Annotated in this window: 12 protein-coding genes; 2 read left to right on the top strand and 10 right to left on the bottom strand. The window is 73.0% G+C overall.

The annotated features are described in order from the left end of the window. The 7 genes from ACSU6Z_RS29525 to ACSU6Z_RS29495 form a co-directional block, all read right to left on the bottom strand. Complete coding sequence (locus tag ACSU6Z_RS29525) at positions 1 to 5,889, bottom strand: type I polyketide synthase (protein WP_437050686.1); 5,889 nt, start codon at positions 5,887 to 5,889, stop codon at positions 1 to 3. Further along, a complete protein-coding gene (locus ACSU6Z_RS29520; RefSeq protein WP_437050684.1) occupies positions 5,886 to 6,980 on the bottom strand; it encodes an enediyne biosynthesis protein in 1,095 nt (364 codons plus the stop codon). Before ACSU6Z_RS29520 ends, ACSU6Z_RS29525 begins: the two co-directional genes overlap by 4 nt. 2 nt (positions 6,981 to 6,982) lie before the next feature. After that, a complete protein-coding gene (locus ACSU6Z_RS29515) occupies positions 6,983 to 8,833 on the bottom strand; it encodes a CRTAC1 family protein (RefSeq protein WP_437050797.1) in 1,851 nt (616 codons plus the stop codon). Between the two features lie 56 nt (positions 8,834 to 8,889). Next, positions 8,890 to 9,879 carry a DUF1702 family protein gene (locus ACSU6Z_RS29510; protein ID WP_437050683.1) on the bottom strand — a complete coding sequence of 330 codons (990 nt, stop codon included), beginning with the start codon at positions 9,877 to 9,879 and terminating at the stop codon, positions 8,890 to 8,892. 90 nt (positions 9,880 to 9,969) lie between these two features. Further along, the gene (locus ACSU6Z_RS29505; protein ID WP_437050682.1) at positions 9,970 to 10,947 is read right to left on the bottom strand and encodes a DUF1702 family protein; all 978 of its coding nucleotides are present in this window, start codon (positions 10,945 to 10,947) and stop codon (positions 9,970 to 9,972) included. Positions 10,948 to 11,052: 105 nt separating this feature from the next. Beyond that, positions 11,053 to 11,496 (bottom strand): winged helix-turn-helix transcriptional regulator, encoded by a 444-nt coding sequence (locus tag ACSU6Z_RS29500; protein WP_437050680.1) that lies wholly within the window; start codon positions 11,494 to 11,496, stop codon positions 11,053 to 11,055. An 81-nt stretch (positions 11,497 to 11,577) separates the two neighbouring features. Then, positions 11,578 to 12,786, bottom strand: coding sequence for an IS701 family transposase (locus ACSU6Z_RS29495; protein ID WP_437050678.1), 1,209 nt, complete (start codon positions 12,784 to 12,786; stop codon positions 11,578 to 11,580). Positions 12,787 to 13,181: 395 nt separating this feature from the next. On the opposite strand from ACSU6Z_RS29495, the gene ACSU6Z_RS29490 reads away from it, so the two are divergent. After that, positions 13,182 to 13,862, top strand: coding sequence for a TetR family transcriptional regulator (locus ACSU6Z_RS29490; RefSeq protein ID WP_437050676.1), 681 nt, complete (start codon positions 13,182 to 13,184; stop codon positions 13,860 to 13,862). Positions 13,863 to 13,918: 56 nt separating this feature from the next. On the opposite strand, the gene ACSU6Z_RS29485 is transcribed toward ACSU6Z_RS29490, so the two are convergent. The 3 genes from ACSU6Z_RS29485 to ACSU6Z_RS29475 form a co-directional block, all read right to left on the bottom strand. Further along, a complete protein-coding gene (locus ACSU6Z_RS29485; protein ID WP_437050674.1) occupies positions 13,919 to 14,710 on the bottom strand; it encodes a glucose 1-dehydrogenase in 792 nt (263 codons plus the stop codon). A 69-nt stretch (positions 14,711 to 14,779) separates the two neighbouring features. Then, a complete protein-coding gene (locus ACSU6Z_RS29480; RefSeq protein WP_437050673.1) occupies positions 14,780 to 15,493 on the bottom strand; it encodes an HAD family phosphatase in 714 nt (237 codons plus the stop codon). Between the two features lie 86 nt (positions 15,494 to 15,579). Continuing rightward, on the bottom strand, positions 15,580 to 16,197 hold the full coding sequence (locus tag ACSU6Z_RS29475) for a ScbR family autoregulator-binding transcription factor (RefSeq protein ID WP_437050671.1): 618 nt from the start codon (positions 16,195 to 16,197) through the stop codon (positions 15,580 to 15,582). 107 nt (positions 16,198 to 16,304) lie between these two features. On the opposite strand from ACSU6Z_RS29475, the gene ACSU6Z_RS29470 reads away from it, so the two are divergent. Continuing rightward, positions 16,305 to 17,261, top strand: a complete 957-nt coding sequence (locus tag ACSU6Z_RS29470; protein WP_437050670.1) for a ScbA/BarX family gamma-butyrolactone biosynthesis protein — start codon at positions 16,305 to 16,307, stop codon at positions 17,259 to 17,261. Positions 17,262 to 18,429: the final 1,168 nt, after the last annotated feature.

Raw genomic sequence — 18,429 nt, 5'->3', positions numbered from 1 at the left:
CTAGCCCCTCCCCTGTGCGGTGTGCGGTGCGTGCGTGAGGAACGCGAAGACGGCGGGCTCCAGGGCGTCGCGCAGCGCGGTGACGAAGGTCGCGATCCGCAGGTCGCCCGCGGCGAAGACCACCCAGGCGTCCTTGCGGCGCGGCAGCACCGTCAGGGGCGCGCCGGCCATGACGCCGGCCTTGCGCAGGCACTCCACCGCCCCCCACACCCGCGTGGCGGCGGTGTCCGGCGCCTCGCCCGTCTCTTGGGCGACCAGCTCGGCGACGGCCGCGTGGTCCCCGAGCAGCCCGCGCCACTCGTGGGCCGAGCGCATGCTGACCGCCTCGACGTCGCAGGCCACCTCGGTGTCGCAGACGGCGCTGAGGGTGATCCCCAGGCCGTGCGCCGCCGACACCGACAGGTGCCGGTCCGGTTCCAGCTCGGGCCGCCCGTCCGGGCGGTGCCGGACCGTCACCGGGCCGCCCAGCGCCCGCGCCGCCGCGTCCGCGGTGAAACCGCGGCGCTGGGCGACGGAACCGGCCGGGGCGTCCCCGTGCGGCTCGACGGCGACGGCGATGCGGCTGCCGACGACGTCCTCCAGCGCGCGCTCCAGGTACGGGCCGAGCAGCGGGGCGACCCACGGGCCGGAGCCGTCGGTCTTGCGCACGGCGTGCAGGGTCAGGCCGTCCCAGCGTTCGACGACGGTGCCGCTGTCGTCGCGCACCGCGATGTCGTACACGTAGGTGTCGCCGTCGCGGCTGCGCTCGACGGCGGTGTACCGCAGCCGGCCGGGGACGTGGTCGCCCGAGCCGAGCGCGTGGATGCGCTCCACGCCGGACGGCAGCAGGGTCGCGTCGGGGACGCACACCTGGTTGCCGTGCATGAGCGCGTCGCGCATGCCCGGGTCGGCGAGCAGCAGCCGGCCGGGCAGGAAGCCGGCGAACCAGCCCTCGGGCCTCTGCTCGACGGCGACCTCGGCGTCCACGTGCCGGGCGGCGGCCCGGTGGAAGCGGCGCAGCCGCTGGAAGCGGGCGCCCTGGAACAGGACGCCGCCGTACAGGTCGGTGGCCGGGTCCAGCGGCACGGCCGGGGTGCCGTCGGGCACCTGCAGCGGCGGGCCGTCGGGCGCGGCGGCCCCGGTGAACACCAGACGGGCCCGGAAGTGCTCGGCGGCGAACCCGGTGTCCTCGGCGTGGATGGCGGCGTCGACGGTGTCGGCGCCGGTGACGGTCGCCGCGATCCTGATGCGGGTGCTGCCGTTGGGCGGCACCACGATGGGCCGCAGGAACCTGGCGTCCTCGATGACCGGGACGCCGGTGCGGCCGGTGACCGCGGTGGCGACCTGGGTCATGGCCTCCATGCCGATGACGGCGGGCAGCAGCAGGTTGCCGTCGAGCAGGTGGTCGGACAGGTACGGGTCGGTCCCGGCGTTCAGCTCCGCCTCGGTGACCAGCTCGACGCCGTGGTAGCGCACCAGCGGGTTGCCGGTGAAGCGCAGCATCGGCAGGTCCGGCAGGTCGCGGCGGACGGTGTCGATGCCCTCGGTGCGGCCGCTGACGACCGTCACCACGGGCGCGTCCGGGTCCTCGATCAGGCGCAGCAGGATCTCCACGCCCTGGTCCGGGGAGACCGGTGTGATGCCCTCGCGGGACAGGGACTCCACGACGGAGAGCTTCTCGCCCATGCCGACACCGGACCACACCGACCACTCCACACAGCGGGCCCGCAGGCCGGGATGGGCGCGGGCGGTCTCCTCGGTGAGGTCGGCCAGCCACTCGTTGGCGGTGGCGTAGTGGGCCTCGCCGCGCAGGCCGGCCCGGCCGATGATGCTGCCGAAGGTCACCAGCAGTTTGAGGTTGCCGGCACCCACCGCGTCCAGGACCGTGCGCAGCCCGTCGACCTTCGGGGCGAAGGTCCGCTCGAAGTCGCCCGGGGCCAGCCGCGCCAGCGCGTTCGGCTCGTTGCGGCCGGCACCGTGCAGCAGGCCGGTGACCGTCCCGAGCTCCCCGGTCAGTTCGGCGACGGCCGCGGCGACCTGCCCGGGGACGGTGACGTCGGCCCGCGCGTAGTGCACGCGCACGCCACCGGCGCGCATCCGCTCGAGGTTGTCGGCGAGTTCCCGGTCCCCGGCCGGGTCCGAGCGGCCCAGGACGGCCAGCGCGGCACCGGTCCTGCGGGCCACGGCCAGCGCGCACTCCGCGGAAATGCCCTTGCCGCCGCCCGTCACCAGCAGGACGTCCGAGGCGTCCAGCGGTGACCCGGTGCGCTCGGGCGCCACCGGCAGGGCCCGCAGGGTCGGCACGCGGCGCACGCCGGCGTCGTCGTAGTGGACCTCGGTGAAGCGGGTGGTGGCCGCCACCTCGGCCACCACCCGTTCCACCGCGTCCGGTGCGGCCGGGGTGTGGACGACGGTGGTGCGCAGGTGCGGGGCCTCCAGGTACAGGGTCTTGGCCAGGCCCGCGGCGCCGCGCCCGTCCTGGACGAGGACGAAGCGGCGTTCGCGGTCGCCGGCGAGCGCGCTGTGCGCGGCGGCCAGCACCCGGTCCACCTCCTGCCGCGCGCAGCCCTCGGACAGCACGGCCAGCACGCCCGCGCCGACACCGGCACCCGCCAGTTCCCGGCGCAGCCGTTCGGCGTACGGATGTCCCTGGGGGGCGAACAGCTCCCAGTCCCCGTCGGTGCCGCCGGGGGCGGCGGGCGGCCGGGCGACCTCGTCGAGGTCGACGGCGAAGGGGCGGGCCCAGGGGGCCGCGCCCGCGACGACGGGGGCGGCGGGCGCCTCGGCGCCGCCGGTGCCGGCGAGGGTCTCCAGGGCCTCGGCCAGTTCGGCCAGGGTGGCGGTGGCGAAGTTGGTCGGCACCTGCGCCGCGGCGATCCCCAGGCGGGACGCCGCCTGGTTGACGATCTGGCCGACGGTGATCGAGCTCATGTGGAGGTCGTCCAGGAGCCGGCTGGCGGGGTCGACGAGTTCGGCGGGCAGCTCGGCGCGCTCGGCGACCAGGCCGCGCAGCACCTCCAGCGCGCCGGCGCCGTCCCCGGCCGTCTCCCCGGCGGCCGGTCCGTCACCGGCCACCGGTGTCCCGCCGGCGGCCCGGGTGTCCGCGGGAGCCGGTGCCGGGCGCTCGTCGTGCGCCGCCCCGGCCGCCGGGGCGGCGGGCCGCCGGCGGCGCTCGGACAGCGCCTCCTGGCGCGGTACCTGCTCACAGGGGCTGGTGAGGAAGGAGAACTCCTGGCCGATGACGAGCGGCCGGATGAGCCGGTCCTCGAAGAGCCGCTCCAGGGCGACGGGCGCTCCGGCGACGAACGCGGCGCCGGCGACCGCGAGGGCGCTGCGCAGCGACTCGTCGTCGGTGTTCAGGGCGACGGCCGGGACACCGGTGGTGGCCCGGGCGAGAGCGCTGAGCACGCGTCCGGGGCCGACCTCGACGAACAGGTCGACGTGGCGGGCCGCCTCGCTCACCGCCCGCGTGAAGCGGACGGGCCCGGTGATCTGCTCGGTGAGCAGCGCGGCCAGGTCCGTCCCGGCCGCCAGTTCCTCGCCGGTGACGGTGGAGACGACGCGGCCGGAGGGGGAGCCGAGGCGGGCCGTGGCCAGCCAGGCGCCGAAGGCCGCGGCGCAGTCGGCGACGAGCGGCGAGTGGAAGGCGTGCGAGACGTTCAGGCGGGTGCAGGCGACCCCGGCCCGCTGGGCGCGGCGCTGGAGTTCGTCGATGTCCGCCGGCGAACCGGCGATCACCGTCTGCTCCGGGCCGTTGTACCCGGCGATGACGGCGTCGAGGCCGGCGAGGAGCTCCCCGGCCCGCTCGGGCGTGGTGCCCAGGGAGGCCATCGTGCCCGCGGCGCCGTGCTCGGCCATGGCCCGGCCGCGTACCCGCGCCGCCCGCAGGAGCGTTTCCTCGTCGAGGGCCCCGGCCCAGTGCAGGGCGGACAGCTCGCCGAGGCTGTGCCCGACGGCGACCGACGCCTCCAGGCGCAGCGCGTCGAGGACGCGCAGGCCCGCGGCGGAGCCGGTGACGATGCGCGGCTGCGCCACGTCCGTGGCGACCATGTCGCCGGTGGCGGGCAGCGCGGCCCGGTCGAAGACCTCGGCGGCCTCGGGGAAGCGGCGGGCCAGCGCGCCTCCGCCGGTGCCGTGGCCGGAGCCCTGGCCCGGGAAGAGGAAGCCGATCCGTGCGCGCCGGGTGGCCCGGCCCAGGAAGCCGCGGCCGTCGGCGGCGGTGTACGAGGTCTGCCCCGACTCCAGCAGGCCGGCCAGGTGGGTCAGGCGGCGCTCGGCGTCCTGCGGGGAGGCGGCGACGACGGCCGCGCGGTGGGGCAGGCCGCGCAGTTCGCGCTGGAGTGTGGCGGCGAGGTCGGCGACCTGGCCGTAGGAGACCCGGGCGGCGAAGGCGGCGACCTCGGTGAGCCGGGCGCGCAGCGCCTGGGGGGACTCGCCGTCCAGGACGAGCAGTTCGCAGTCCTGCGGCGCGTGGGCGAGGGCGGCGGTGCGCCGGCTGGGGGCCGTGCGGCGCCGGCCGGCGGGCTCGTCGAGGACGACGTGGGTGTTGATGCCGCCGAAGCCCATGGCGGTGACGCCGGCCCGGCGCGGTGCTCCCTCGGGCCAGGGCTCGGCCTTGCGCAGGGCCTTGAGGGCGGCCTCGTCGCCGGTGAGCAGTTCGTGCGGGTCGACGGTGCCGATGGCCGGCGGGAGGGTCCGGTGCTCGACGGCCATGGCCGCCTTGATCAGGCCGGCGACGCCGGCGGCCGCCTTGGTGTGGCCGATCATGCCCTTGATGGAGGTGATGGCCGCGGCCGGCGCGCCGGGGTCGGCCCGGCGGCGCGCGTCGGACAGGGCGGTGAGCTCGGTGGTGTCGCCCACGGCGGTGCCGGTGCCGTGCCCCTCGAAGAGCCGGACGGTCTCGATGCCGAACCCGGCCCGCCGGTAGGCCCGTTCGAGTGCCAGCTGGTATCCGCTCACCTCGGGGCGGGTGATGCCGCCCTGGCCGTCGGAGGACACGCCCCAGCCCGCGACGGTGGCGTAGATGCGGTGGCCCGCGGCGAGGGCGTCCTCCTCCCGCATCAGGACGACCATGCCGCAGCCCTCACCCGGCCAGAAGCCGTTGGAGCCGCGGTCGTAGAGCCTCATCTCGTCCTTGGCGAGCGCGCCGGTCTTGGCGAAGCCGATGATCTCGAACGGGTCGATCGACAGGTCCACCCCGCCGGCGACGGCGACGTCGATCTCCCCGCCGGCCAGCGCGGTCCCCGCGGTGGTGACCGACAGCAGCGAGGAGGAGCAGGCGCCGTCGACGGTGTATCCGCCGCCGTTGAGGTCGAAGTGGTTGCAGATCCGGCCGGCGATGGTGTTGGCGAGTCCCCCGGCGAGGGTGTCCTCGTCGACGGCGGGGAACGGCTCCTTGTACGCGGTCTCGACCTCGTCGAGGAAGCGCGCGATGCGGTCCTCGTCCCAGTCCTGTTCGCCCTTGAGGGCCGCGGCCATCACCCGCCGTACGTACGGCCAGCGCAGCCGCATCACGTTGGCGCGGGAGAACTCGCCGGTGAGGGTGTTGCCGACGATGACGCCGGTGCGTTCGCGGGGCAGGCCCTCGCCGCCGGGGAACCCGGCGTCGGCGAGCGCGCGCCCGGCGGTGTCCAGGGCGAGCCAGTGCGTCAGGTCGGTCGACCGGAAGGTGCTGCCCGCGATCTTGTGGGCGACCCGGTCGAACTCGTAGCCCTCCAGGACCGCGGCGTTGCGGGCGTAGAAGGTGTCGGGGGTGGCCGGGTCCGCGTCCCAGTAGTCGTCCAGGTTCATCCGGACGTCGGGCAGGCGGCGGAACGCGCGCCGTCCGGCGACGGCGTTGTCCCACAGTTGCTTGGGGTCCGTGGCGTCGGGATAGCGGCAGGCCATGCCGACGATGGCGATTCTGGTCATGCTGCCACCGGTGTCTTGAGGGTCTCGGCCCCGGCGTTCGCCGGGGCGGGGCAGGCGCAGGCGCCGGCCGGGCAGGCGCACGCGGCGGACGTCCCGGCCGCCTCGGGAGCGGTGCCGGACGGGGTGCCGGACTGGGTGCCGGACGGGGTGCCGGACGGGGTGCCGGACTGGGTGACGGCGGCGAGGGCGAGGGCCTCCTCGGCCCGCCTCCTGGCCACGATGTCGGCGGTCCACAGGAAGGCGCCGCGGACGGCGCAGACCAGGGCGGTGGCGAAGAACAGGCCGTAGGCGACGCTCATCGCGGTCAGCACGCCGTACAGGGCGGCGACACCGCCGCCGAAGGCGATCTGGCCCCACTTCGACGACGGCGTCGTACCCGGGTCCGTGATCATGTAGTTCGTGAAGAGCACGAACGCCACGCCGGTCATCATCGCCAGGGCCGCGGGGATGGAGGTGCCGAACAGCAGGCCGCGGACGATCGCCTGGAGGGCGAAGCCGCCGACCCAGGCGAGGATCAGCCACATGCGCTCGGTGAGCTTGGCGTTGAGCATCGTGCCGAGGGTGATGATGATCGCCGGCACGAGCCAGTCGAAGCCGCCGTCGAGGTACTCGGTGAAGTGGTACGGCGGGGCGATGGACGCCCAGGGGAAGAGCACCAGGATGACGGCGATGCCGAAGTTCGAGGGGTTCATGAAGTGCCGCATGCGTCCCTTGACCGGGGCGCGCAGCACCCACTTGGTGCCGACGGCGACGATGACGCCGAACACCATGACCCACATCCGGTCGTTGACGTACGACAGCATGTTCACGGCGAGCGAGGTGATGTGGGCCGGGAAGAGGAACTCCACCAGGCCCTTGAAGCCGCCGCCGGTGAAGCGCGGCGCGCGGCCCTCGGCGCGGGCGCCGAGGAGCTCCAGGACGATCTCGACGGTGTAGCCGGTCGCCAGGGCGACGAACGGCCAGAGCCAGGGCTGTTCGAAGCCGAGGACGGTGTAACCGAAGATGTTCAGCACGGAGATGGAGATCGCGAACCGGCGCAACGCGGTGGTGACCTTCGGGTTGTGCCGTGCGGCGGGACTGGGTGCGGACATCGTCACTTCTCCTTGGCCTCGGTGCCCAACTGGAGGCTGTGCCAGCCCGGGGCAAGCTTCAGCTTCTGCGTGTGGACCTCGCCGGTCCGGTCGCGCCAGGTGATCTCGGTGGGTACGGGGGTGCGGACGTCCTTGCCCAGCCCGAGGTGGACGTCGGTGCTGCGCTTGCCGGAGTGGCCGCCGCCGCCGTCCAGGCGGGTGATGCGCTTGGTGCCGTCGGGCAGTTCGACGCAGACCTCCGCGCCGACCACGGGGGCGCCGTCCGGGTGGGTGAGCTTCAGCCCCAGGTGGGCGCCGGGGTTCTCGCTGACGTTGTGGAGGAAGACGGGCTCGCCCCACTGGCGGGCCACCGCCATGTCGAGGCGGCCGTCGCCGTCGACGTCACCGGTGGCGATGCCGCGGGTGGGGACGGGCTCGCCGATGCCGAGGGCGACGGAGAGGTTGTGGTAGCGGCCGGTGTCGGGGTCCTTGGCGAAGAAGCGCATGCGCTGGTTGCCGGCGAGGTCGTCGCCGTGCTCGACGTTCGGCCACCACTGGGGGTTGGGGACCAGGGCGTCGTTGGCGGTGGCGAGCTCCTGCAGCTGCGGCCAGCGGTTGTTCTTGCCCTTGACGAAGCCGAGGGCCTGGGTGATCTCCAGGTCGCCGTCGTTGTCGAAGTCGCCCGTCTTCACGTCCCAGCCCCAGCCGGACCAGGCGAGCCCCAGGCCGGTGGACTCGTCCTTGTAGGGGGCCTCGCCCTCGGCGAAGCGGCCCCGCAGCTCCGCTCGGCTGCCGGCGTCGCTGATGAAGGCGAAGTTGGACTCCTGGATGCCGAACGAGGTGGTGATGTTGCTGACGAACATGTCGTACAGCCCGTCGTGGTCCAGGTCGCCGAAGTCGACGCCCATGCCCTTGAACGAGCTGCGGCCCAGTTCCTTGGACTTGGGCACGGTCGCGGTGTGCTCGGCCTTGACCTCGGAGAAGCGGATCCTGCCCGGGGTGGAGGTGTTGTGCAGCAGCGCCGAGGTGCCGAAGTCGTGGGCGAGGAACATCTCGGGCAGCCGGTCGCCGTCGAGGTCGGCGGCGGAGGCGCCGAGCGTCCAGCCCTTGTTCAGGTTCTGCGGGATGGCGTCGTCGACCTTCTCGTAGCCGTCCTTCGTCCAGCGGAAGAAGTGGCCGCCGCCGCCGTTCTGGGCGTGCGAGAGCGAGGCGTTCATGGTGACGTCGCCGTCCTTGGACGGGTCCAGGACCGGGCTGTCGGGGAAGTAGTTGCCGATGTAGATGTCGTCGTGGCCGTCGCCGTCGAAGTCGGCCACCGCCGCCGCGTTGGAGTTCCACAACGGGCCGGTGTAGGTCCGGCCGGGTTTGCCCGGCAGCAGCTCGGTGGGGGTGAAGGAGGCGGCGGTCAGCGGCTCGTCCTTCCGCCCCTTGTTCATGAACAGGACGGGCGTGCGGCCCCAGTAGTAGACGAGGAGGTCCATGCTGCCGTCCTCGTCGTAGTCGCCGGGCATGCAGCCCATCGGCGCCATCGTCGCGCTGGTGCCCAGGGGGGCCGGGTCCAGCGCGAACGGCTCGTACTTGTCCTTGCGGGTGGGCGCGGGGGTGACCACGGCCTGGTCGATGCGTACGTCGTTCACGCACAGGTCGTTGGCCAGGCCGTCGCCGTCCAGGTCGTTGACGGCGACTCCGGCGCCGACCGAGGAGATCCACGCCTCGATGTGCCGGTAGGCCTTGTTGACCTTCCGGACCTCCTGCTTCTCGAATCCGGCGGGCAGGGCGATGGACATCGGCTCGAAGGAGAAATCCTTCGCCAGCTTTTCGATCTCGGCGGCCGAGGACTCGGGCAGCCGTACGCCGTAGAAGGTGCCCACCATCAGGGCCAGGGCCACAATTCCCGGCGAATTCCTGCGAAGCCATTTCTTTGCGACCGTCACTGATCGGCCCCTTTCAAGACGAGCGAAGAGGAAGCGAGTTGCCCGGCGATGTCGCGCCGCCATTTCTCGTAGGCCGGAAACGCTCCGTGGGAGCCGGTCTCCCGGGGCCTGGTGTCCCGGCACACCTGCGAGGCGCGTTCGGCCGTCGTGCCGCACACGACGCGGGCGGCGAGATGGGTGTGGTCGATGACCGTGCCCGCCTTGATGCGCGCCTCGGTCGCGAAGGCGGACCCCTGGGCGAGCGCCCAGCGGTGTTCGCCGGCGCCCTCGGCGAAGTGCGCGAGTTCGTCCTCGCCGGCGCCGCCCGCGTAGGCGCAGGCGAGCCCGGCGCCCGCGTACAGGTCGCCGTGGCGGTGTTCGGGGTAGGCGCGGATCAGGCCGGTGACGACGTCGGGGTCGGTGCCGCCGACGAACCACAGGGCGCGGCCGATGCCCTGGTCGATGGCGTTGGCCGTGTAGTGGTTGTGGCCGCCGCGCCAGCGGAAGGGGTGCTGGACGTGGGGGGTGCGCACGTACGCGTCGGTCCTGAAGTACGCCTGGTGGAAGCCGTACCCGTCCAGCGCCAGCCAGCGCAGCAGCGGGTCGGTGGCGGGGATGTCGGGCCACAGCGGCTTCGGCAGGCGGGCCATCGCCCAGCCCATGCCGACGTAGATCATGTAGTCGTGGTGGCGGCCCCGGCCGGCGAGCAGCCCCTGGAGCCTGCCGCCGTGTCCGGGCAGCGCGTCGTGCACGACGGCGCCCATGCCGGCGCCTTCGTAGGCGAAGCCGCGCACGTCCCGCGGGACGCTCTCCAGCAGTTCCTCCGCCTCGGCGGGCGAGCCCGCCTCCACCGCGTGGGCGTATCCCCTCAGGAATACTTCCCCGATGTATTCGAGCCGCTCTTTTGCCTCCGCGTTCTTCACATGGAATCCGCGCACCTCCATGGTCGTCTCGGAAACAGGAGGCGTGAGCAATCGACGCCGGAGTGCGCCAAATACACTGGACACAGCAGTAAACCGCCCCTCTCGAATCCCGGGAATCCCCGAGCGAATCGAATGTAGCCAGGCGCCCCGGAGCGGCGTCTACTTCAGATGTGCTCAAACAACGGCGGTGCTCAATTGCGCCCGCACATTGCGCCGCCAGACCTCGTAGGCCGGCGTGGCCCCGTCCCCGGGCGCGGTGGCCGCGCAGTCGTCGGCCAGTCGCGCGACGGCCTCGACGGTGCGTCCGGTGAACGCGTGCACGGCGGCGCTGCTGTGCTCGGGGACGAACCCGGCGTGGTGGCGGGCCTTGGCCGCGAACACCGCGCCCTGCGCCAGGTGGCCGGCGAAGTCCCCCGCCCGCGCGCGCAGCGCGGCCAGGCCGGCGGCCGTGGTGCCGCCCGCGAAGGTGGCGGCGAGACCGACGCCGCTCCACAGATCCGCCCGCCGCCCGTCCGCGAACGCCCCCACGGCCGCGGACACGTTGCCGACGTGCCCGCCGTGGATGAACCACAGGGCGCGGCCGACCCCCTGGTCGAAGGCGCGCTGCCAGTAGGAGGGGGCGCCGTCCCAGTCGTAGGGGGTGTCCAGGCGCTGTCCGTCCACCCAGGTGCCGGTGTCGAAGTAGGCGCGGTCGAAGCCGTAGCCGTCGACGCACAGCCAGCTCATCGCCGGGTACAGGTCCGGTTCGGTCAGGTCGGGCAGGAACTTCCTCCACAGCGGCCGGGGCAGCTTCGCCATGGCGAAGCCGATGCCGATGTAGTTGAGGAAGATGTGCGGCCTGCCGCCGCCGCGCAGCAGGTCCCGGGTGCGGTGGCCGCCGCGGCTCATCGCGTCGCGGATCGCGCACGCCATGGTGGCGCCCTCGTAGGCGAAGCCCCGGTGGAGCGGGTCGACCAGCGCGAGCCGGCGCTCGGTGGTGGCCAGGTCCCGGTCCTCGATGCCCCACTCGAAGCCGGTGACCACGGCCTGGGGCACGGCTTCCAGCCGGCGGGTGCGCTCGTCGGGCCTGATGTCGAAACCTCGTCCGGCGAAGCCGACGTCCTGCAGGGACGGAGCCATGACCAGCCTGCGCAGCGCTCCCAGTGCGGGCACGGACGCCTCCTCGTACGCGCCGCCTCCTCTTCGGCGGCGGGGGCTGTCATCGTGGGCGGACCGGCCCCGGGGCGGCATCTTCGTCCGTGCGCTCCCCCGCGCTGTTCAGCGGATGCGGCGGACGTCCACCTCCTCGTCGTGCACGGCGCGTCCGCAGTCCGTGCAGCGCAGCTCGGCCCGGACGGTTCCCGTGCAGCCGATGTGGTCGGCCCGGCGCGGCGGGCCCAGCTCCTGCGGCAGGTTGCGGTCCCCCCACTGCATCAGGGCGACGACCGCCCCGGTCAGGTCCCGGCCGGCCGCGGTGAGCCGGTACTCGTGGCGCACCGGCTTGTCCTGGTAGGGCACCCGCTCCATGATGCCGTGCTCGACCAGCCGGTTGAGCCGCGAGGACAGCACGTTGCGCGCGATGTCCAGGTGGGAGAGGAACCCGTCGAAGCGGGTGGTGCCGAGCAGCGCCGAGCGGATGATCAGCAGGGTCCAGCGCTCGCCGATGACCTCCAGGGTCCGGGCGAGGTTGCAGTCCTGTCCCTCGTACGTGTGTCTCAGCATGGGCTCACTTTAGGGCCGGGCGAGTTGCGTGAAGGTACCCGAGTTGGCGAAGACGCGCCGGGTTCACGCGCCGCGGTCCGCTCAGGCGGCGGCGAGCGTCCGCTCCCCCTCGCCCGTGGGGCGCCGTTCGAGGCGGTGGTAGGCGTACGCGGCCGACACCAGCGTCATGTGGTGGTGCCAGCCGGGGTAGGAGCGGCCCTCGAAGTCGGACAGGCCGAAGCCGTCCGCCATCGCGCGCACGGACTGCTCGGCCTGCGCGAGCGTCTGCGTCAGGGCGAGCACCGTCTCCATGCGGGTGTGCGTGAGGCTGGTCAGCCACAGCTGGGCGGGGCTCCGTCCCCCCTCGGGGCGGACGGCGAAGAGCCGGTGGGTGCGGTCGGTGCGCTCACCGGCCCGTCCCGAACCGGGCAGGCGCACGAAGCCGGACATGACCGTGGTGTGCCGGCCGCGCCCGTCCCAGGGGGCCACGCTCTCCAGCCGGGTCAAGGTGCCGGCGTCGGACTCGAACAGGCGGCGCGCCGCGAGCACCAGGTCCTGCCCGTCCCGCCCGCGGGAGGACTGCGGCCGCAGGCGCCAGCCCACGGCCACCTGGAGCCTGCCGGGTACGGCGACCACGAAGTCCCGCCCGCGCAGGGAGAGGCCCTGCAGCAGGGTCGCCGCGCTGGTCCCGCCGACGGCCTCCAGATCGGCGACGACCGGCAGGGGCGCGGTCCGGCTGTTGGCGGCGAGCGTGTCGACGAGGTCGAGGACGTGCTGCTCGGCGGAGCGGGGACCCACCTCGGCGGGGATGCGGGTCCGGGCACGGCGCTCGGGGTCCTTCGCCCAGGAACCGGGGAGCAGCAGGCGCCAGTCGACCGGCACGGCCCGGCCGGGGGAGGACAGGAACATGCCGATGCCCACCTGGCAGGTGACCGAGCGGCCCGTGGAGGCCAGGAAGCGGCGGTGCACGCCGCAGGAGTGCTCACCCCGCTTGCGCAGCACCGCCTGCCCGACCACGCAGGCGCGCGGGGGCGTGCCGCGCTGCTCGGCCCACCGAGTGAGCTCCGCCCGGACGGGCCCCCAGTCCCAGGGACTGGCGTTGACGAACTGGTGCAGCGACTGCGACGCGGCCGGTGAGGACGAGACCGCCGCGGCGAGCCGGCGTACCGACTTCTTGCCCGGGGTGGTGAGCAGGCCCTGCAGGTAGGCACGGGCCCAGCGCCGCTGGTCGACCCGCGGCAGACACTCGAAAATCCTTTCGGAGAAAGCGGATATCGAGACGTGATCGGCCGTCAGAGCATGCGCGCCCATGGCGAGTTCCCTCCCTGATCTCGGTGTGCGGCCGCCGACCGGCAGTAAAATAATAGCGAACGCCCTCTTTTTTTTGCGACTCAGGAGAGTTGCCGCATGCACTTCGCCAAGTCGGTCCCCGCCGCGCCCGGCCGAGGGGATGGCTCCAGCGCTCCGCGGGAGCGGTCCGCCACCCCCCGGGCCGCCCCGCCGCCCGCCCCGGTCCCCCCTGTGAGCTGCAGAGGTCCGGGACACCTTGGGCAACTCCGCCTTGTCCCGAGCCGGAGGGGAGCGCCAGCCTTGGAGCGGAAGGTGAACGTCTGTTCTCTGCGGGACGCCCGGGCGGTGCGCGGACCGGCCGCGGCCGGGTCCCTGGACTCCCCGGCCGCTCGGAGCCCTCTTCGGGAGACGGTGTGGTGAAACAAGAGAGGGCCCTGCGCACGCGTCAGGCCCTGATCAAGGCGGCGGCCGAGGAATTCGACCGCCACGGGTACGACGCGACGTCGCTGTCACGGATCAGCGCGGCGGCGGGCCTGTCGATCGGGGCGGTGACCTTCCACTTTCCCTCCAAGGCGCATCTGGCGGACGCGGTGCAGGAGGAGGGGCGGTCGGTGACCCTGGCCGCGCTGAAGGACCTTCCCGCCTCCTCGGCGCCGCCGCTGCGTCTGGTCGTCGACCTCACGCTGGAGCTGGTGAGGCTGATGGAGCGGGAGCCTTCGGTGCGGTCCGCCATCCGTCTGACCCGCGAACGCCCGAACGCCGAGGCCTGGTCGGACTCCTGGCTGCCGATGGTCCGCGGCCTGCTCGACCGGGCGTACGAGAACGGCCAGCTCCACACCGACGCCCTGCCCGCCGACGTCACGATGCTCGTGGAGCACCTGACCAGCGGGGCGGAGGCATACCTGCGCACACGGATGGGCTCGAACCCCGCGTTCGACAGCGCCGTCGCCCAGCTCAAGCGGATCTGGCACCTGGCGCTCGTGGGCCTGTCCGCCGACGAGCCGTCCGCGGCCGGCCGGCCGCGGCCCGTGTCCTCGCCGTCGTGTCCGGCCGGTGCCCGGCCGGACACGACGGCGACGGGGGAGCCGGCCGACTGACTGCGTGCCGGGCGGACCCGCGCCGGTCCGTCCGGCACCCCGTCGAGGCGGTCGTCTCAGATGGCGGTCCGACCGCCGTCCACGGCCATCGCCGTCCCCGTGACGAAGGAGGCGTGCGGGCCGGCGAGCCAGAGCGCGGCATGCGCCACTTCGTACGGGTCCGCCATGCGTTTTTGGATCTGGCGGGTGGCGAACACTTCCTCCAGGTGCGGCCGTTCCTTCACCGCTCCCTCGATCAGTTCGGTCCGCGTGCAGCCCACCACCAGGGAATTGACCCGGATCCCCCGTTCGCCGTACTCGGCCGCGGCGGCCTTCGACAGCCCGATCACCGCGTGCTTGGCGGCGATGTAGGGCGCTCCCGCACTCGTCGCCAGGACGCCCGCCGTACTGGCGGTGTTGACCACGGACCCTGCCCCGGCGCGGAGCATCGCCGGCACCTGGTGGCGCAGGCAGTTCCACAGGCCGCCCACGTTGACCGCCATCACCTTGTCGAACTCGGCGTCCGCGGTCTCGTGCAGTTTCGTGCCCGCGGTGCCCCAGCCGGCGTTGTTGAAGGCCACGTCCAGGTGGCCGAACGCCTCCTCCGCCATGGCCACCACCCGGCGTACGTCCTCGGTGTTCGTGACGTCGCCCGGTGCGGCCAGCGCCCGGCCCCCGCCCGCGGCGATGGTGTCGGCGAGCCGCCTCAGGCGCTCCTCGCGCCGGGCCATGAGGACGACGGCCGCCCCCTCCGCGGCGAACAGCCGCGCCGCCGCCGCGCCGATACCGCTGGAAGCCCCGGTGATCATGGCCACCCGTCCCCCGAGCAGCCCGCCGGATCTCTGCGTGCTCCCGTTGTCCCGGTTCATGGTCCCTACCCCCCTGAACAGCGATGGAAAGACGCCGGCCGGAGCCCGTGCGGGTCTCGCCCCGTCCGGTCAGCAGCGTGTCCGCGCGCCGGCCCAGACCGTGCCGTCGGCGGCCTGCGTGTCGACGGCGCGCAGCATCGTCTCATCGATGGCGTGCAGCGACTCCACGAGGTGGCGCACGCCCGCCCGTCTCATCAGCCGGCGCTGGAAGCTGTGCTCGAAGGTGCTGGGCCGGCCGATGAACGGCACGCCGAGTTCCCTGGCGCTCTCCGCCACGCGGGCCACGTCGTCGACGAAGAGCACCTGGTCGTGGGCGAGGCCGAAGACGTCCTGGGTGATCTCCCGGATCCCGGGCCGGACGTCGTTGGTGCACACGTAGCCGGGCCCGTCGAACAGATGGGCCCACCGGCCCAGGAAGCGGTCGAAGTGCTCCCTGCCCAGCCCGCCGTAGCAGACCGTCCGCAGTCCCAGGCCCCGTGCGCGGCGCACCAGGTCGACGGCGCCGTCGGACACCCGGACCGGGTTCTCGCGCAGGTAGGCGTCGCGTTCGGCGAAGTACTCCCGCAGCGCCTGCGGGCCCGTCATGGGCACGGGCACCGCGCGCGCCAGGTAGGCGCTCGCCGTCTGCTGGGGCTGGGAGAAGACGTTCCGCTCCACCTCGGCCGTGTACCGGCCGCCCCGGCTGACGACGAAGTGGTGGATGACCGGGCTGAACGTGTCGTTCAGCAGGACGCCGTCGATGTTGAGTGCGGCCAGGCGCAGCTGCCGAAGTCCACTGGGCACGAAAGGGTCCCTCCTGTGATCGTCGGGGGCGGGGACGGCCGGGCGGGGGACGTCGGCGGCGCGGCGGCCGGGCGACGGCGCGGCGGTCAGGCGAAGCGGTGCGCGTCCAGGTCGACCGATCCGGCGATCCGCTCGGTGGCGATGCCCGGCAGGAGGATCTGCCACATCGCCGCGACCCGCTCGGGCAGGTCCCGGCGCCCGCTGGCGGCGTTCGCGTACATCTGCATGCCCGTGCACGCGCTGACGAGGAACTCGGAGAGCCGGCGGACGTCGACCGACTCGACGACCTCGCCCTCCTGCTGCGCCTGACGCAGGGTGACCTCGAGGATCTGCGCCCACTCCTGGTACGGCGAGGCGTCGCGGACGCTGGTGCCTTCCTGTTCGTTGGTCAGGCGCACCCCCGCACGCAGCAGGACGTCCCGCTGGATCTGCCACGCCCACACGAACGTCATGTCCACGATCCGCTGCAACCCGTGCGAGTCCAGCCGCGGGACGACCGTGTCGGGCTGCGCGTTCATCACGGCGCGGGCGAGGTCCTCCTTGGACTTGAAGTGGAAGTACATCGCCCCCTGGGAGACGCCGGCCCGTTTCATGATTCTGCTGATGCTGGCACCGTTGAACCCGTATTCGTCGAAGACCTCGGCGGCCCCCCTGATGATGCTTTGCCGCGTCCTGATCGCTCGGTCCTGCTGCAGCTTCACCATGAGCGGTGGGCTTCCTCTCGACAAAAAAAACGAACAACCACTATTTTATAGCCCCGCCCGGCCGGTTGGGCGGGGCTTGGGGGACGACGCACGCCATGGGGAGAGGCATGCTCACAACTGCAGAACCGCACAGCGCCGCCGCACCCGCGCTGACCACGACTGTCGCCAGAGAGTACGTGCACCGAGCGGCCCTGTCGGAAGTCCTGCCGACCGGTTGGGACAGGCGGGGACGCGACACCTTCACCGTCACCGTCCAGTGGCCCCGCTGCCACAGCTTCTACGTCCCCGAACACGGACTGCACGACCCGCTGCTGCTGTGCGAGACCATCCGGCAGACCAGCACCCTGCTCGCCCACGTCGGCTACCACATCCCGCTCGGCTATCACCTCACCTGGTCCCGTCTGCAGTTCACCGTCGACCCGGACGCCCTGCGCGTCGAGGCCACCCCCGCGGACATCCAGCTCCACGTGGTCTGTTCGGACATCCGCTACCGCCGCGCGGTGCCGGCCACGATGTCCATGCACCTGGAAGCGGTCCGCCACGGGGCCCCGTTCGCCACGGCCAGCGTCCGCTTCGCCAGCCACTCCCCCGCCGTCTACCGGCGCCTGCGCGCGGGCCGGGGCGAGGTCGGCGAGGTGTTCGCGAAGGCGCCGCAGCCGCCGGAGCCCGTCTCGCGCAACGCGGTCGGCCGGCTCCGCAAGCAGGACATCGTCCTCGCGCCGACGTCTGAGCGGCAGCGCTGGCGGCTCCGCGTCGACACCAGCCACCCCGTCCTCTTCGACCACGCCCTCGACCACGTCCCGGGCATGCTGCTGCTGGAGTCCGTGCGCCAGGCGGCGCACGCCGTGGAGCCCGGACGGGCGGGAGCGGTGCTGCCGACGTCGATGGACGTCTCGTTCAACCGCTATGTCGAGTTCGACGACCCGTGCTGGATCGAGGCGGAGCCGGAGCCCATGACCGCCCCGTCCTCCGGCACCCGCCGCACGATCCGGGTGAACGCTGTACAGAAAGGTTTCTTCGCCTTCCACGCGAGTGCGGAGTTCATGGACGCCGCCTGGAGCTGAGCCACCACGGCCCTGGTCCGGTGGGGCGGACGCCGCGTCACCGCAGCCGGGAATCCGGAAGCCACCGGACCCAGAGACGAGGAAGAGGATGTAAACCATCAGGGGCGACCCCCGCCTTGAAGCGGGGGATGTCACCGACGACACCCAGTGTGCCACCACTGGGTTCGCGGTCTTCTCACACCGCCCGTCGAGATGCCAACTCGGCGGGCGAAGGCTCGTTTCGGGTGCCACCCCGAAAACGCGCACTGCCAGGTTCCGCCAGAACCCTCGAGTCGCCGCACAGCGGCTTCTCCGTGCCTCACGCAGAGACCTTTTTATGATGAACCAAGGTTCCGTGAAATTCCAGCCCCTCAAGCCCTTCCGTGGGACGGCTTCCCGCCTTGATGCCGTTTCGTCATCGCCGCGTTCCGGCCACGGCCGTACCGGCGGTGACGGCCTCGCACCCGCTCCCCTGCCCCGCGGCCGGGTCAAGGTGCCGATGCGGCTCGTCGAGTCGCCCCACTACTCGGACGCCGCGCTCAGCGTCTACGTCAAGGTCAAGGCCCTCGGCTTGCGGATGGAGGGGTGCACCGCGGGGATCGTCACCCTCGCCTCCTACCTCGGCCTGTCCGCGTCGACCGTCCAGCGCGGCCTGGCACAGCTGCGCGCACCGGCTCCCGACGGCGTCGTGGAGTTGCCCGACAGCCGGCGCCGGTCCCTGCCGGGCGGCCGGGGAACCACCGCGGTCCGCCGGGTACGCCCCCTGCGCAGCACCGAACGGTTCATCTGGCTGCCCGTCGCGGCCAGTGAGTGCCTGCGGCCGCGCCTGCTGCGCGCGTACGCGGTCATCGCCTATGCCGTGGCGCAGAAGATCCCCTTGACCGAGCGCGTTCTCGCCGGTTTCCTGCGCCACCACTCCGGCCGCCGGGCCGGAGAGGCGATCAGTACCGACGCGGCGGGGCGCATCGTCGACGAACTGGCCGCCTCCGGGTGGATCGACGTGCGGCGTCGGGCCGGGGTCCAGGGACGTCATGTGTTCGTCGTGTACGACCAACCGGTGCCCGCCTCTTCCTGTCCTGATGACCGATCAGGTTCCGATGCTGGTGCGCGTTGGCTCGCGAACAAGGAAGACCTGATGACTGACCGACTCGAGAACGACGCCGCGCCCGTCTCACCCGCCGCAGGCGAG

The sequence above is a fragment of the Streptomyces sp. enrichment culture genome (genome assembly GCF_964273145.1).
In the GTDB taxonomy this organism is placed as follows: domain Bacteria; phylum Actinomycetota; class Actinomycetes; order Streptomycetales; family Streptomycetaceae; genus Streptomyces.
This window is presented reverse-complemented; position numbering and strand designations above follow the sequence as displayed.

Excerpts from the sequence above, each read along its gene's own strand:
- ACSU6Z_RS29525 (WP_437050686.1), bottom strand. The coding sequence starts at position 5,889 with ATGACCAGAATCGCCATCGTCGGCATGGCCTGCCGCTATCCCGACGCC.
- ACSU6Z_RS29520 (WP_437050684.1), bottom strand. The coding sequence starts at position 6,980 with ATGTCCGCACCCAGTCCCGCCGCACGGCACAACCCGAAGGTCACCACC.
- ACSU6Z_RS29515 (WP_437050797.1), bottom strand. The coding sequence starts at position 8,833 with ATGGTGGGCACCTTCTACGGCGTACGGCTGCCCGAGTCCTCGGCCGCC.
- ACSU6Z_RS29500 (WP_437050680.1), bottom strand. The coding sequence starts at position 11,496 with ATGCTGAGACACACGTACGAGGGACAGGACTGCAACCTCGCCCGGACC.
- ACSU6Z_RS29495 (WP_437050678.1), bottom strand. The coding sequence starts at position 12,786 with ATGGGCGCGCATGCTCTGACGGCCGATCACGTCTCGATATCCGCTTTC.
- ACSU6Z_RS29485 (WP_437050674.1), bottom strand. The coding sequence starts at position 14,710 with ATGAACCGGGACAACGGGAGCACGCAGAGATCCGGCGGGCTGCTCGGG.
- ACSU6Z_RS29475 (WP_437050671.1), bottom strand. The coding sequence starts at position 16,197 with ATGGTGAAGCTGCAGCAGGACCGAGCGATCAGGACGCGGCAAAGCATC.
- ACSU6Z_RS29470 (WP_437050670.1), top strand. The coding sequence starts at position 16,305 with ATGCTCACAACTGCAGAACCGCACAGCGCCGCCGCACCCGCGCTGACC.